We start from the raw sequence: 15,388 nt of genomic DNA, 5'->3' as shown, positions 1-15,388 counted from the left end.
ACGCTTCTTGAGGAATTGCAAAAGGTTTTTTTACGTAAAATGGGAAAAAACATGAAAGAGATCACCTTAAGCAGTGACTAATTAATTTATTTAGGTAATATTAAATTAGTTGCTGCAGGAGAAAAATAACCATTCAAAATAGCAACTTAAAACATTCACCCCGACTAAAACACACTAAACCACTCGGTTTTGGGTACTAAAAAGGAGCCTAAGCTCCCTTTTTGTCGATATCGTTTCGGCGGTTCAACACACTAGCCGGTTTTCATATCATTAACGGATTGCAACATCGCACGGCTCTCTCTTTGGAACTGTGGCGCAAAGTCACCAAACCAGCGAGACACCTCTTCAAACTGAGCGACAAAGCCATCGCGATCTCCCGACTTGAGGAGCGACAGTGCTTGAGAGTAGTTATCCAAATAATCACTAATGGCGACTAAACTCTCTTCTTGGGCAAAAATAATATCGGCATAAAGCTCAGGACTTTGTGCAAACAAACGGCCAACCATCGCCAGTTCTAAACGGTAGATTGGCGAGCTAAACTGCAACAGAGACTCAATATCCGCTTCCTCTTTGTAAAGGTTTAAGCCATAAACAAAAGAAGAGAAGTGTCGCATCGCCTGTACCAGCTGCATCGCTTTATCATGCTTAGTGGACTCAGTTTCTACAATACGTGCGCCCCAGATCTGGATCTGTTCAATCAGCCATTGATAGGCCTCGCTATCGCGGCCATGACACACGACCACGACTTGCTTTGCAAGGCTGCCTACATCGGGGCCAAACATCGGGTGTAGTCCCAGCACAGGACCACTGTGTGCCGCCAGCATTGCCTCGACAGGCGCAGTCTTAATCGACGTCAGGTCCGCCAAAATACAGTTTGCAGGTAAGTTCGTCAGTTTTTGTGCTATCAGATCACAAGTGATATTGATGGGTACAGTTACGATCACTAGTCCTGCGCCAGCGAAGATAGCCTCACTATTAAGCCAATCATCTTTATCAAGCGATCTGACCTCATAACCTGAAAGCGTCAACATCTGTGAAAACAAGCCACCAAGCTTACCCTCACCGCCCACGATAACGACATGGCCTAAGTCGGCTTTCACCTGCTTAAAGCCGACATCCTTCTCATTAAGGTAAGACTCTCGCATCAAGCGACGCAGGATATCTTCAATGAGCTGCGGCGCCACATTCATTGCCTTAGCTTCTTCTCGCCGCTTAGCCAGCATATTGGCCTCGCGCTGGGGAGCATAGATTGGTAGGCCCGCACCATGTTTTACCGCACCAACTTGCGCCACAAGATCTAAACGTTTTCTCAGTAAATGCAGCAACTGCTGATCGACACCGTCAATCAAACCTCTCAGGTTCTCAAGCTCTGCAGTGGTCTTCTCATTCATCAATCTTTCTTCCATCAGCCGTTTGCTACTTTCAGCATATCAAACCTTGTTGGTAGTACCGACGCTAAGTCGCTGGCACCGGTACGTAATAATGATTCCGTTGTTGCCCAATCAATACAGGCATCTGTTACCGATACACCGTACGCTAACTCCTCCATAGGCAAGTCACTACTTTGCTTACCCGCATTAAGGTGGCTTTCTAGCATAACACCAATAATTGATTGATTGCCTACTGCTATTTGGTTAAATACATCCTCGCACACAGGCTTTTGTTTATTATGATCTTTTGACGAGTTACCGTGACTGCAATCCACAATCAATCGAGCATTGAGGTTTGCCGCGTGCAGCTGCTGTTCGCACTCCGCAACGCTCATAGCGTTATAGTTAGGCGTTTTACCACCACGTAAAATCACATGTCCATCGGGGTTGCCCGCAGTTTGCAGCAGGGCAACCTGACCGCGTTGATTAATCCCCATAAAGCGGTGCCCGCTTGCGGCTGACTCTAACGCATTTATTGCAACACCAAGTTTACCGTCGGTGCCATTTTTAAAACCAACGGGCATAGAAAGCCCCGACGCCATTTCACGGTGAGTCTGAGACTCTGTCGTACGGGCGCCAATGGCTGACCAAGTGACTAACTCAGACATATACTGTGGGCTAATAGGGTCGAGTGCCTCTGTCGCAACGGGTATCCCAAGCTCCGCTAGCCAGATCATGAGCTCTCTTGCTTGTCTTAAACCCTTATCAACATCGAATGACTCATCCATATCGGGGTCGTTGATCATGCCTTTCCAGCCTACTGTGGTGCGTGGTTTCTCAAAGTAGACTCGCATCAACACGTAGAATTGATCGCCTAACTCATCATGCAGCTGCTTGAGTTTAAGTGCATACTCTTTAGCGGCGCCAATATCGTGAATAGAGCAAGGACCAGAGATCACCAGTACGCGGTGATCTCGTTTATGTACAATATCTGAAACGGTTTTACGCGCATTAAGAACATATTGGTATGCATGCTTAGACAAAGGCAGATCGCGCTTTAGCTCCTCTGGAGTGACCAGAATTTGCTCTGAACTGATATGAACGTTGTTAATTGTATCTTGTTGCATGATTACCACCTGTATTTATCTCTTACCCGCTTTGCACTAACAGTCTTATATCACTGAAGAACGTCTCAACTGGAGTCTTAGTGGACCATATAGCAAGGCCACCAAAAGTATCACCGTAACGGTACACCATTACACCTTGAGAATACTATGCCTTTGACAACGAATGAGATCAAGCGACATTTTCAATAAATGAACAATTCTAATGATATGCAGAGCATAGAGAAATTTTGAATGGTGGATTTAAGCAGTAGAGCCTCAGCCACATGAAGACTGCTATTGAAGAAATTCAAGCAACAAAAAACCGCCATATAGGCGGTTTCTCGTGCGAACACTGCATCTTTTTTATAGCGAGTACTAAATTACTTAGTAGCAAGCTTCTCACGGATACGTGCAGACTTACCTGAACGATCACGTAGATAGTAAAGCTTAGCACGACGAACACGGCCGCGACGCTTAACTTCGATGCTAGAGATGATTGGGCTGTGAGTCTGGAACGCACGCTCAACACCTTCACCATTAGAGATTTTACGTACTGTGAATGCAGAGTGAACGCCGCGGTTACGCTTAGCGATTACAACGCCTTCAAACGCCTGTAGACGCTCTTTTCCGCCTTCTACAACACGTACTTTAACAACTACTGTATCACCGGCACCAAATTGTGGTACGTCGGTTTTCATTTGCTCTTCGTTGAGCATTTTGATGATGTTATTCATTAAATAAACTCCATACTAGTAATAACTGCGCTTCGACTAATCATCTTGTTTGATGGTGTCAACAAAATCGGCTAAAAGCTTTTCTTGTTCGCCAGTCAGAGCTAGATTTTCAAGTAATTCTGGTCGTCTCAACAAAGTCCTACCTAGGCTTTGCTGTAGACGCCAGCGTCTAATATGTTCGTGGTTACCACTTAACAATACGGCTGGAACATCCAGGCCATCCAAACTTTCAGGACGCGTATAGTGGGGGCAATCCAGTAATCCATCAGAGAAGGAATCCTGCTCTGCGGAAGCTTGTTTTCCTAGCACGCCAGGAACCAATCTAGATACTGAATCGATCAGAGTCATCGCTGGAAGTTCACCGCCCGAAAGCACGTAATCTCCTATCGACCACTCTTCGTCCACTTCAGTTTGAATAATGCGCTCATCGACACCTTCGTATCGTCCACACACTAAAACCAAACTGGATGACTTTGCTAACTCTTCAACGCCTTGCTGTGTCAGCTTACGGCCTTGAGGAGAAAGGTAGATCACCTTCGCCTCTTTTCCAGCTGCAGCTTTTGCTGCATGGATGGCATCACGTAGAGGCTGCACCATCATTAACATTCCAGGGCCACCACCATAAGGGCGGTCATCCACTGTTTTATGTTTATCATGGGTGAAATCTCGAGGATTCCACGTTTGCAACTCTAGCAACCCTTTGCTAACTGCACGACCCGTTACACCAAAGTCTGTTACGGCACGAAACATCTCTGGAAACAGGGTTACTACCCCTAACCACATATGTTGTACCTCGACTTAGAAGTCCGGATCCCAATCCACTAAAATCTGTTTTGCTGCCAAGTCCACCTTTTGGATGAACTGGTCAGTAACAAAGGGAATCATACGTTCCGCTTTGCCAAAGCCATCTTTCGCGTTAGCTTTAACTAGAAGTACGTCATTCGATCCTGTTTCCACGATCTCTTGCACCGTACCCATGTTGTAGCCTTTGGTGTTAATCACTTCGCATCCGATAAGATCTCGCCAGTAGAATTCATCTTCTGGTAAGTCTTGCATCTGCTCAGCAGGCACAGCAATCTCACAATTAGTAAGCGCTTGAGCCTCATCCCGTGTTGTTACGCCTTCAAGACAAGCAACGACTGCTTTACCCTGAAAACGCCACTGGGCGACTTTAACCTCGCGCCATTCACCTTGTTCTTTAATAAGCCAAGGAGAATAGTCAAAGATACCTTCAACAGAGTCGGTATAGGTAGTGATCTTCAACCAACCTTTAATGCCAAAACTGGAACCTAATTTCCCAAGGATGACGGGTTCTTGTTTACTACTCATCAATCTATACCCTAACGCTATTAAGCTGCTGCTTTACGAGCGTCTTTGATCAATTTTGCTACACGATCAGTAGTAGCAGCACCGTTAGCAACCCAATGCTCAACACGGTCAAGATCTAAGCGTAGAGCTTCTTCTTGGCCACGAGCTACTGGGTTAAAAAAGCCAACGCGCTCGATGAAACGACCGTCACGGGCGTTACGGCTGTCAGCTACAACGATGTTATAAAATGGACGCTTTTTTGCGCCGCCACGAGCTAAACGAATGGTAACCATGCGTTTTGTATCCTCTAATGATTTGCTTTTTATCAAGCAAAAATAAAAACTGAAACTCCGTGTTCGCGGAGAGCCCCAGATAGAAAGCCGGCAGATTTTACCTGACTGACCAGCGAATGCAACCGTAATCGACGTTTTTTACGCCTAAAACGATTTACAGACCAGCGTGAGTTTCACTCTGGTCTGTAAATTTAGCTTTGCAGAATTAAAAGATAGCCTAGCGGCCCGGCATTTTCATGCCCGGTGGCAACATACCACTCATGCCACGCATCATCTTTTTCATGCCACCTTTAGATGACATTTTCTTCATCATTTTCTGCATTTGAGTGAACTGTTTAAGCAAACGGTTCACATCTTGAATTTGTGTTCCTGAACCCATGGCGATTCTGCGCTTACGCGAACCTTTAATAATGTCAGGGCGTTGACGTTCACCTGCCGTCATAGAATTGATAATCGCTTCCATCTGCCCTGTCATCTTGCCGTCTTGAACTTGAGCAAGTGCTTCAGGTGGTAATTGACCCACACCTGGTAGCTTCTCAATCATGTTCATCATGCCGCCCATGTTCTTCATCTGCTGCAGCTGTTCGCGGAAATCTTCTAAATCAAAGTTTCCACCTTTTTTCACTTTAGCAGCAAGCTTCATCGCCTTTTCTTGGTCTACACCACGCTCAACCTCTTCAATAAGAGAAAGAACGTCGCCCATACCAAGGATGCGTGACGCGACACGATCTGGGTGGAATGCTTCTAACGCATCAGTCTTTTCACCGACACCTAAGAATTTAATTGGCTTACCGGTAATGTGGCGGATAGAAAGCGCAGCACCGCCTCGTGCGTCACCATCGACTTTTGTCAGTACCACACCCGTTAACGGTAAGGCTTCGTTAAAGGCCTTTGCTGTGTTTGCCGCATCTTGACCTGTCATGGCATCAACCACAAACAATGTCTCAACCGGGTTAATCACGGCATGAAGCTCTTTAATTTCATCCATCATGGCTTCATCGACGTGCAGACGACCTGCAGTATCGACAATAACCACATCAATGAATTTTAGCTTAGCATGAGCAATTGCCGCTTTGGCGATATCAACTGGCTTTTGGCTCACGTCTGACGGGAAGAACTGAACTTCAACTTCCGCCGCTAAGGTTTCTAGCTGCTTAATCGCCGCAGGACGATAAACGTCAGCAGACACAACCAGAACAGACTTCTTCTCACGTTCACGCAAGAATTTAGCAAGCTTTGCAACACTGGTGGTTTTACCCGCACCTTGCAGACCTGCCATCATGATAACAGCTGGCGGCTGAGCCGATAGGTCTAAAGCTTCGTTCGCTTCGCCCATCGCATTTTCAAGTTCGCTTTGAACGATCTTAATAAAGGCTTGGCCTGGACTTAGACTCTTAGAAACCTCTTGTCCAACAGCGCGTTCTTTAACGCTATTTACGAATTCACGAACCACAGGCAAGGCAACATCGGCCTCAAGAAGTGCCATGCGTACTTCGCGTAAGGTTTCCTTAACGTTTTCTTCCGTTAAGCGACCACGGCCACTGATATTTTTCAGAGTCCGTGACAATCTGTCAGTTAAGTTCTCAAACATTATCCAGCTCTTTACCGTTTAAAATTAATATTGATGGGGCTGTATTATAGCGATGCCCAGCTATTATGCTACAGAATGAAGCAAGTTACTTTTACAACTGGACCTGCCAATTGCATAAATTTGTGTAAAATCGGTTATAAAGCAAAGAATCGACCTATTTTTGCAACCAAGGTCACTGCCCAAATCACCTTTGCTCATGCTATTCTATCACGTAATGTTACGTGCAAACTCAGTGATTAAAATCGAAATGACTTTAGCAAGGAGACCGGGCACGATACTTTAGCTCGTTCAGTGATTAAATCACGCTACTATGCAACTAGTTTGGTCTACTTTACTTACAGATTAAAAGCATGCGTTAAAGCATCAGGTTCATAAATAATAGGTTAATACTCAATGGTCATTTTTTCAGCTTCAGCCATGTTTTTTTATAGTATTGCTTTGGTTCTCGTCGCAAGTCGCCTTTTTCATGTTGACGGACCAAACAGAAAGTTAGTCGCTGGCGTGGCTGCGGTTGGTGTTGTGCTGCACGCTGCGGCGCTATATCAAGCCATTGTCACCACTGATGGTCAAAACTTCAGCTTAACCAACGTGATCTCCTTGGTTAACTGGATCATTACCTTTAGCTTTACCATCTTGTTATTCAGGCTGAAGGTGATTGTTGTTCTACCTGTCGTTTATGCTTGCTCGGTGATCTCTGTAGCGCTGCTTTGGTTAGTGCCACCTGAATACATCATTCATTTCGAGATCCATCCAGACGTCTTGGTTCACGTTGTATTGTCGCTAATGGCTTACAGTGCACTGATGATTGCTGCGCTTTATGCGATCCAACTGGCGATTATTCAGAACCGTCTAAAGAGTAAGAAGTTTGTTCTCACTTCGGCTATGCCACCACTGATGACCGTTGAAAAACAGCTGTATCACTTAGTGATTGTCGGCGTAATTTTACTCAGTTTATCACTCGCGACTGGCTTTATCTTCCTCGATGACATGTTTGAAGAAGGTAAAGGTCACAAGGCTGTACTCTCTATTATGGCTTGGTGTGTGTATATCGCCATGCTAGCTCAGCAATACTGGGTTGGTTGCCGTATAAGAACGGCCGTAGCTTACACATTGACAGGCGGAGTGCTGCTGTCACTGGCTTACTTTGGCGCCCGTGTTGTCAAAGAGTTAATCCTCAACTAACGCCGCTATTTTGTTATTTAGCCCACCTTCAAATGGTGGGCTAAACTTGACACTTATTTGAAAGTTCTGTAATTACTAATTTTATTTATAGCGCTTTATTCAGTTTTTATTCGCCTCTATCTTTAAAACAACAGCGGAGCTCCAAGGTTTGGACGATATATCCACTGGCGTACTTTTATCAACTTTGTTCGTCTTGATTATACTCTCAGCCTACTTTTCAGGCTCAGAAACCGCCATGATGTCGCTCAATCGCTACCGCCTGCGTCACTTGGCAAACAGTGGCCATAAAGGTGCTAAACGCGCCATAAAAATGCTTGAGCGCCCTGATAGACTGATAGGGCTTATCCTTATCGGTAATAACCTGGTGAATATTCTCGCGTCGGCTATCGCCACCATTATCGGAATTCGTTTATTTGGTGACGTCGGGGTCGCCATCTCGACCGGTGTGTTAACGCTTGTCGTACTCGTATTTGCTGAAGTCACTCCCAAAACCGTTGCAGCCCTCCATCCTGAACGTATCGCTTTCCCCTCTAGCTTAATCCTTCGCGTACTATTAGTCGTATTATCGCCCTTCGTTAAAGTTGTCAATTTCATTACCTCGACCTTCTTACGCTTACTCGGTATTCGTTCTGTTAAAGCCGATGATGCCCTAAGCCAAGAAGAACTACGTACCGTTGTGAATGAGGCTGGAGCCTTAATTCCACAACGTCACCAAGAGATGTTGCTGTCGATTATGGATCTTGAAAAGGTGACGGTCGATGACATCATGATCCCGCGTTCTGATCTTTATGCCATCAATATTAACGATGACTTTAAGAGCATCAACAAGCAGGTGATCCAAAGCCCACACACCCGTGTTTTACTTTATCGAGATACCATCGATGACGCGGTTGGTTTTGTACATTTACGTGATGCGCTACGTCTGCAATCTAAAGGGCAATTTAGTAAGTCATCACTACTTCGTGCAGTAAAAGAGCTGTACTTTATTCCTGAAGCGACGCCGCTAAATGTACAACTATCGAACTTTCAGCATAATAAAGAGCGCATCGGCTTAGTGGTAGATGAGTATGGCGACATTCAAGGCTTGGTGACACTTGAAGATATTTTAGAAGAGATTGTCGGTGACTTTACCACCTCAATGGTGACAACTCCGAGCGAAGATATCACCCTACAACAGGATGGAAGTTATCTGATTGAGGCCAGTATCAACATTCGAGAGCTCAATAAAGAGATGAGTTGGCAATTTCCAATCGATGGCCCTAAGACCATTAATGGTCTAGTACTCGAATATCTTGAAGAGATCCCAGAGCCCAATACTTCAATGCGCTTATATGGTTACCCGCTCGAAGTTATTGATGTGGCCGATAATATGATTAAAACGGTAAGAGTCATGCCACAGCATTATCTACCACCAACAAAAGCAAAATAGGCTCGCAGCGTAATCTTTTAGACTTCTGCAAGAAAGACTGAAATGAAAGAAGACGCCATCAACGCCTTCTTTTTGCTGATTATGACTGCGATTATCCCGCCACTTTCCTCAGCGCTTCCAATTCACGCCGCTTAGTTATCGCCAGCGGCGTGATCTGTTTATTGAGATCATTTTCAAATCCCAACATAAAGTAAACCTCTGCCATCAAGAAAAAAGGGCCTATTAATAACTGGTTAAGATCATCGATAAATGCAGGTTTGGCCTTCTCATATTGGTGACCAATAAGCTGAATAACCCAAGCAACTACAAATACGACTATCGCTATCCACAACCCATATTGATGCTGGGCAACAAGGTTTGATGTATAGAGCACCGGCATGATAAACAGCAGCATTCCCAATGCCAGTCTCATATGCAACATCGCATAGTAGATAAGCACACCGACAGCGAAAACATCTGCAACATTGACCGATATCCCCTGCTCTGGCAACGCTATAAAATGAACTGGAATAAGGTTAAGCATCACAAACAATGACCAGATAATCAGTGGGACTCCCACAAAGTGGGTCTTAATATTGTTTGGGTTTAAGTGAACACTTTTATAACGAGCTAACTGCTCTACGGCGGATTTCATCTGCTCTTCTCCATCTTTATTTTTCTACGTTCTAATCAGTAATATTACGATTAACCTAATGGATTTGAACCTTGATTAACAGCGTAAATATTTTTGGCAAACAACAATAAGCTTTCAAGATGATAGCGAGACGTGTAGTGAAACAAAATAAAAAGGCCGCAAGTGGGAGGCGGCCTTTACTGGAGAAGAGCTTTTTTGAATCTATGCGAACTTGTCAGTTCACGGTCTAACTTAGCGTATAACGATCCGTTTATGGGTTAACCCTTGATGACAATCAATACAGGTTTCACCTCTTGCCGCTATCTTTTCATGATTCAGTCGCGCCCTTTGTGGTTGCTTGGCTAAATCAAAGTTTTCACCTTGATGACATTCGCGACAGTTAGCAGAGTCGTTCTTCTTGAAATCTTTCCAAACATTCTCTGCCATAGCGGGTCTATGTTCTTCAAAATTTTCCTCGGTGATGGTACCTACCATCATATGATATACATCCTTAAGCGCGATGGTCTTGACGATCATCTTATCGACAAAAGGATGAGGCACATGACAATCTGAGCAGGTGGCTGGAATCGTTTCCCCATCACCATAGTGGGATGACGCCTTATACTCCTGCACAATCGTATCCATCTTCAGGTGACAACTAAAACAGAAAGCGTTTTGGTTTGATGCCACCATCATTCCTTGAAACGATGCTGCTCCCATTACCATTAGAAACACTCCGATAGGGATCCCCAAAGCTAAAGGTCGCTTTAACCAGCTCCAAAGCCGTTGCCACCGAGTTCTTTCCCCTTTGTTATTCACTAGAGTCTCCTCAATTGGGGGAGGAAGGAGGTGATTAACACCCCCTTGCTCGGTTGCTAGTTACTTTCACTTAGATAGCGAGCTTTAAACTCTTTCTGGGCAGCTTTACGGGCTTCTTTCACCTCATCGGGTTCATTGCCGGTAAACCACGCGTGCTCTGGACGAGATAATATTTCATCAAGAAGCTTACGAGCCCTCTCTGCGCCCTCAGTATTACCATTGTGCTCGGCGACCTCAACAACTTCCAGATACTGAGGAACCATCTCGATGTAGAAACGCTCGGCGACTTCAAACATACCGTGCCACTGTACATAGTCAGGAGCCTGCATCGCTGCACCATGACGAGCACGTCGCCCTTCGTGATGCCATAAGAAGAACCAAGTCCACTCTATCTCTTCATCGAAGGCAGTCTCAGTGACCATATTTTCCTCTTTCAGCATCCCCATGAGACGTTTACCTGGGCTTGCAAACTTGTCGTTATAGAGGTTAACCAAAGAGTCGAATTGTAGATAGAAGCTGTCTGTCATCGATTTAGTATGACAAGACTGACAAACCTCTTTCATATCCTCACGTCTATCTTGCCAGCTCTTAACCTTGTGTCCCTGAGCGATTGCCTTTGCGTCGATTTTCTCAGATACGGCAGGTCTTAAGGTCCAACTAATTCTGTCACCAACATCATGGGTGATAGGCTGCTCACGTGTTGCAGACATATGACAAGTCGCACAAGTAGGCGCTGCATCATAGTCTTCACCGACAATCCACTTAGATGAGTCTAAGTTCATACGATCGACGTTAGCGTAGAAGTTAATCCCGTGTTTAGACTCTTCATAGACCTCTTTCTGAGGGTGATCGGGTCCCATGTGACACTTACCACAAGCTTCAGGGCGACGCGCCTGCGTCATAGAGAACTCATGACGTTGGTGACAGGCTGTACAAGCACCAATTGATCCATCCGGGTTAATTCGTCCTATACCCGTGTTAGGCCAAGTCGTAGGATCAAGATCGCCGTTAGGCAAAACTTTCACCTCTGAGCCATGACACTGCCAGCAACCATTGACCGCAGCAGGTGACTTGCCATTGAAGGTCATTGACCCTTCAACAACTTCAGCGAGGAAGTTATCGAGAGAGCCCATAATCTTACCCGCTTTGGCATGATGGCTCTTAGTGAACTGTTCAACCTCTTGGTTATGACACTGAGAACAATCTTTAGGCGAGACAATAACCGAGATTAAACTGCCCTCATGCTCTATCACATCTTTATCGTTTTTATCTGCTGCGTGACACTCATAGCAACCGACATTGGCACCGTAGTGCTTTGAACGCCCCCATTGGGCGTAGATTGATGGGTTTTTCTCTTTGTGACAGGCCGCGCATTCTGCACTTTCGTCACTTAACTGTTTGAAGGGTTTTAAAACTAGCGCTTTTGCTTCTGCATTTACTGTTGACGTCCATGATAGGCAAACCACTGCTAAGAGTGGAAGCAGTATAGATAACCACCGCCGTACACTTCGAGTATATTCCATTTTATACACCTCTATTGCACTTCAATTAACTCACTATTTGTAAATCATCATATTCTGATTATTCTTCTTATCTCACTGTTAATGTATTGATAATAACAATGAGTCGCCATGTTAAACTAGCGTTTAAATATTGTATTGATCTAAATCAATGGCAGCTTCAACTTGCGTGACAACCATCACACAATGAAAAGCTTTCATGATGCGCATCAGATTTATAGGAAGGTTTGTGATGAGCCAAAAAAACTAATAATGAGAGGCTTTAACCAAGAATAGAGCGATGGTTTTGAATTTTTATAACCACAGCAGGCTACCCTAACAAAACCAGTAAGGGCTGTATTAATTAAACTTTAAATCGTTGAAATATTCTTCAGCTCTGGTGGTAAGCTGACTAAAGTACCTAGCACTAGTAAGCCCTGCGAAATGAGCTTCAGCTACTCGATTGCAGCTGTTGGCTTCACTCAATAACTACCCTTCGTGAGTTATCCACTTACCAAACTCATCAGGGTAGCTCTTGTGGGTCACCTTGCCTTTAGCATCCAGCTTTTCAATAAATACCACCTGACCATTTTCGTCATAGGTTTTAATCTGTTTATCAGTCACAAGACCATTTACATAGGTACGACTGTTTCTCAGTTGTCCATTACAGTGATAATCCTTAAACTCTCCATCCGCAACCCCCAGATTGTAATGCTCCGAAGATTCAACTTGACCATTTTCATTACAAAAGCTCAACTGTAATCCATGTCTAGTATTTAGCGGGTTGTAGCCATAATTCTGCTCATCTCGCAGTTTTCCATTAGAGCCATATGTCTTTAACTTCCCCAAATTGGCCTTTCGGTCAAAGTGGAACTCTGTCTTCAAGCGACCATTTCGATAGTAGGTTTTCTCATTAAGTTTCTTATAATCGGCATAAATGAATTCACTATTACTCTCAAGCTGCCCGCCAGCATAATAGTCCTTGTGACGCTGCCGTTTTTCACCAGCAACAAAGTAATACAGGCGCCACTCACGACCTTTTTCATAAGAAATGCTCTCAACCTCTTCTTTGTTTTCAAAGCGCTTATAGCTAGTTACCACACCTTGCTCATCGTAGAGATAACGCTCGGTTTGTACACCCGCTTGATAAAGCCTTACCCATTGCGGCTTTCCTGTTGTGCTAAAGTGATACGTGGTATTTTTTCCCTCTAACTTACCAGCTTGGTACCATGCTGTTTCATTGAGTTGATTGTTTAGCGTGGAGAAGCTATAGCCATGCTCGAGTCCATCTTGATACTGAGTCGCTCTATAAAACCCCGTTGGCTTGCCATAAGTATAAGTCGCAATACCAGTAAATAACTCGCCTCGGTAAGACATTGGGCAATCACTTTGATATTGCTCGTCACAGGAGATTTGATCTAAGTCATCCTCACTAATAGGCAACTGCACCTTGCCATTACAAGCCGACAGTAACAAAGTACTCATTGCCAGCATCAATGGATAGATTGTTAGTTTTATTTTGTTGATAAACGCCATACTAGTGACTCTTGTGGTTAATTAGGGGGGGATAACAGCCAAGGTCTATAACCCTCACTTAGATAAAGCCCCAGGATACACAGAGCTTGTCCCGTTCACAAACAAGCTAGGTACCATTACTCATTTTATCGGTAAATTCACAACCGTCATCACTAAAATCAAGATCAACGAATGATGTGCGGCCCTCCGCACCGAAGTTGAGATAACTACTATGATTAACGGGAGTTAATTTCACATTATGATATAAAAGCGTATAGTTTTTAAGTACTCCAATCAGTTCCGCTACACTCTTTATTATGGAACTATCACAGCAATCCATACCTGACGGGGAAAACTTCAATGACACAGCTCTGCTTACTTGCACAATCAGGCGTTTTATCTAACCCGACCTCTCATGTTGAATATCTGACTTTTTGCCTAAAAGCTCATCCTGAACTTGCTGAACAAATTGGTGACTGCATCGCAGCTATTATCGGCATCGAGAAGTCGATTAACCAAAAAGATCTCACTGCAGGGTTAAATATCTCCATCGGTTTTTCAGCTAATGCATGGCCGCAGCTATTCCCTGAGCAACCTATGCCTGCAGAGCTGCACGTATTTCCAGCCATGAGTAATGGCGAGCGTCTATTTCCCTCCACCGCAGGCGATATCTTCGTGATGATAAAATCTGAACGTATCGATCTGAACTTTCAGGCCGCAAAATACATCCGTAATAGTTTTGAGGATATAGCGACACTGAGCGAGGATATCCAAGGTTATAAATACCTAGATAATCGCGACATGATTGACTTTGTCGATGGCACCGAGAATCCCACTGGCAATGAACGCACTGAAGCTGTATTAGTTGCTGAAGATGTCGCACTGCATCAAGGCGGTAGTTACCTGCATGTTCAGCGCTATATAGACCGCCAGGGGCTATGGGATAAACAGAGCACAGAATATCAAGAGCAGGTGGTTGGCCGTACCAAGATGGATAATGTAGAGCTAACTGATGATGTAAAACCCGCTTGGGCCCACAACGCTAAAAGCAAAGTGGAGATCGATGGTGAAGAGATTAAAATGCTCAGGCAAAACCGCCCTTACGGCAACGCGATGGAGCATGGCACTATGTTTGTCGGTTTTGCCGCCACGCCATCTATCATTGAGACCTCACTTAGCCAGATGATTAATGCCGACGAAAACGGTCATTATGACCGCCTTCTTGACTTCGTCGAGGCTAAGACTGGTTGCCTATTCTTTATGCCATCAAAAACCTTTATTGAGCAATTTGATGACGAGTAAACACTAAAACTCGTTAAAACCATCTAACGCACGTTAAGCGCTTCTAAATGAGCTTAACGTGCACTGATGCCCACTCACGTTTCTTTCTATTGAATTAAGCTTGAGCCTTTGGCCGTAAAAGCAGTAATATCCGTCTCATTAGATGATTTAACCCAGCCAACAATGACACTCGCAGCGCCTTTACTCAGCATCCAACCCATTAATAACACGAACCTAGATGCATTACTTAAGCTACAGCTAAATGCCGACCAGAAGGGGTTCATTGAGTCTATTCCTGATTGCCTAAAAGAGGCCGAAGAAGACAAGCGCTACACGCCAGTAGCTCTTTGCTACGGTCAACAAGTGGCAGGTTTTGCTATGTATGGCTTATTTAATGAATGCCAAACGCAGCGGGTCTGGTTTGACCGATTCCTTATAGCTCAAGACTACCAAGGGCGCGGCTTGGGTAAAGCCTTTGCACTGTTGCTACTAGAGTTTCTATTTTGCCACTTTCAATGTCAGCAAGTTTTCTTAAGTGTTTATCCTAATAACCATGCGGCCATCGCTTTATATCATAAGCTAGGTTTTGAGTTTACTGGCGAGCAAGACATTAATGGTGAGCAGGTAATGAGTCTCTGCTCATAAAAA

The 15,388-nt window shown here is 44.5% G+C and carries 15 protein-coding genes; 4 read left to right on the top strand and 11 right to left on the bottom strand.

What is annotated here, in order from left to right; all coding sequences use genetic code 11:
* Nucleotides 1-251: 251 nt before the first annotated feature.
* The 7 genes from tyrA to ffh all read right to left on the bottom strand — a co-directional run bounded on the left by tyrA (nt 252) and on the right by ffh (nt 6,402).
* Nucleotides 252-1,391, bottom strand: a complete 1,140-nt coding sequence (gene tyrA / locus SHAL_RS05595; protein ID WP_041415859.1) for a bifunctional chorismate mutase/prephenate dehydrogenase — start codon at nt 1,389-1,391, stop codon at nt 252-254.
* A 14-nt stretch (nt 1,392-1,405) separates the two neighbouring features.
* The gene (locus SHAL_RS05590) at nt 1,406-2,497 is read right to left on the bottom strand and encodes a 3-deoxy-7-phosphoheptulonate synthase (protein WP_012276215.1); all 1,092 of its coding nucleotides are present in this window, start codon (nt 2,495-2,497) and stop codon (nt 1,406-1,408) included.
* 359 nt (nt 2,498-2,856) lie between these two features.
* On the bottom strand, nt 2,857-3,210 hold the full coding sequence (rplS, locus tag SHAL_RS05585) for a 50S ribosomal protein L19 (protein ID WP_012276214.1): 354 nt from the start codon (nt 3,208-3,210) through the stop codon (nt 2,857-2,859).
* Between the two features lie 36 nt (nt 3,211-3,246).
* Nucleotides 3,247-3,993, bottom strand: coding sequence for a tRNA (guanosine(37)-N1)-methyltransferase TrmD (gene trmD / locus SHAL_RS05580; protein WP_012276213.1), 747 nt, complete (start codon nt 3,991-3,993; stop codon nt 3,247-3,249).
* 15 nt (nt 3,994-4,008) lie between these two features.
* Nucleotides 4,009-4,539 carry a ribosome maturation factor RimM gene (gene rimM / locus SHAL_RS05575; RefSeq protein ID WP_012276212.1) on the bottom strand — a complete coding sequence of 177 codons (531 nt, stop codon included), beginning with the start codon at nt 4,537-4,539 and terminating at the stop codon, nt 4,009-4,011.
* A gap of 20 nt (nt 4,540-4,559) precedes the next feature.
* Nucleotides 4,560-4,811 carry a 30S ribosomal protein S16 gene (gene rpsP / locus SHAL_RS05570; RefSeq protein WP_012154307.1) on the bottom strand — a complete coding sequence of 84 codons (252 nt, stop codon included), beginning with the start codon at nt 4,809-4,811 and terminating at the stop codon, nt 4,560-4,562.
* A 217-nt stretch (nt 4,812-5,028) separates the two neighbouring features.
* Nucleotides 5,029-6,402: a signal recognition particle protein gene (gene ffh / locus SHAL_RS05565; protein WP_012276211.1), complete on the bottom strand. Its 1,374-nt coding sequence runs from the start codon at nt 6,400-6,402 to the stop codon at nt 5,029-5,031.
* A 393-nt stretch (nt 6,403-6,795) separates the two neighbouring features.
* Between ffh and SHAL_RS05560 the strand changes: the two genes are divergently transcribed.
* Both SHAL_RS05560 and SHAL_RS05555 read left to right on the top strand, forming a co-directional pair.
* A complete protein-coding gene (locus SHAL_RS05560; protein WP_012276210.1) occupies nt 6,796-7,584 on the top strand; it encodes a cytochrome C assembly family protein in 789 nt (262 codons plus the stop codon).
* A gap of 148 nt (nt 7,585-7,732) precedes the next feature.
* Entirely contained in the window at nt 7,733-9,013 is a 1,281-nt protein-coding gene (locus SHAL_RS05555) for an HlyC/CorC family transporter (protein ID WP_012276209.1), read from the top strand.
* Nucleotides 9,014-9,104: 91 nt separating this feature from the next.
* Here SHAL_RS05555 and SHAL_RS05550 read toward each other — a convergent pair whose 3' ends face one another.
* The 4 genes from SHAL_RS05550 to SHAL_RS05535 form a co-directional block, all read right to left on the bottom strand.
* Entirely contained in the window at nt 9,105-9,647 is a 543-nt protein-coding gene (locus SHAL_RS05550; protein WP_012276208.1) for an Mpo1 family 2-hydroxy fatty acid dioxygenase, read from the bottom strand.
* A gap of 231 nt (nt 9,648-9,878) precedes the next feature.
* Nucleotides 9,879-10,445, bottom strand: coding sequence for a NapC/NirT family cytochrome c (locus SHAL_RS05545; RefSeq protein ID WP_012276207.1), 567 nt, complete (start codon nt 10,443-10,445; stop codon nt 9,879-9,881).
* Between the two features lie 56 nt (nt 10,446-10,501).
* Nucleotides 10,502-11,968: a multiheme c-type cytochrome gene (locus SHAL_RS05540; protein ID WP_012276206.1), complete on the bottom strand. Its 1,467-nt coding sequence runs from the start codon at nt 11,966-11,968 to the stop codon at nt 10,502-10,504.
* A 465-nt stretch (nt 11,969-12,433) separates the two neighbouring features.
* Nucleotides 12,434-13,480, bottom strand: coding sequence for a toxin-antitoxin system YwqK family antitoxin (locus SHAL_RS05535; RefSeq protein ID WP_012276205.1), 1,047 nt, complete (start codon nt 13,478-13,480; stop codon nt 12,434-12,436).
* 339 nt (nt 13,481-13,819) lie between these two features.
* Between SHAL_RS05535 and SHAL_RS05530 the strand changes: the two genes are divergently transcribed.
* Entirely contained in the window at nt 13,820-14,761 is a 942-nt protein-coding gene (locus SHAL_RS05530) for a Dyp-type peroxidase (protein ID WP_012276204.1), read from the top strand.
* A gap of 108 nt (nt 14,762-14,869) precedes the next feature.
* Nucleotides 14,870-15,385, top strand: a complete 516-nt coding sequence (locus SHAL_RS05525) for a GNAT family N-acetyltransferase (RefSeq protein WP_223296244.1) — start codon at nt 14,870-14,872, stop codon at nt 15,383-15,385.
* The last annotated feature ends 3 nt before the right edge of the window (nt 15,386-15,388 follow it).

This window comes from Shewanella halifaxensis HAW-EB4 (assembly GCF_000019185.1).
GTDB lineage: Bacteria > Pseudomonadota > Gammaproteobacteria > Enterobacterales > Shewanellaceae > Shewanella > Shewanella halifaxensis.
The sequence above is the reverse complement of the archived record's forward strand: the minus strand, read 5'-3'. Positions and strand labels throughout refer to the sequence as shown.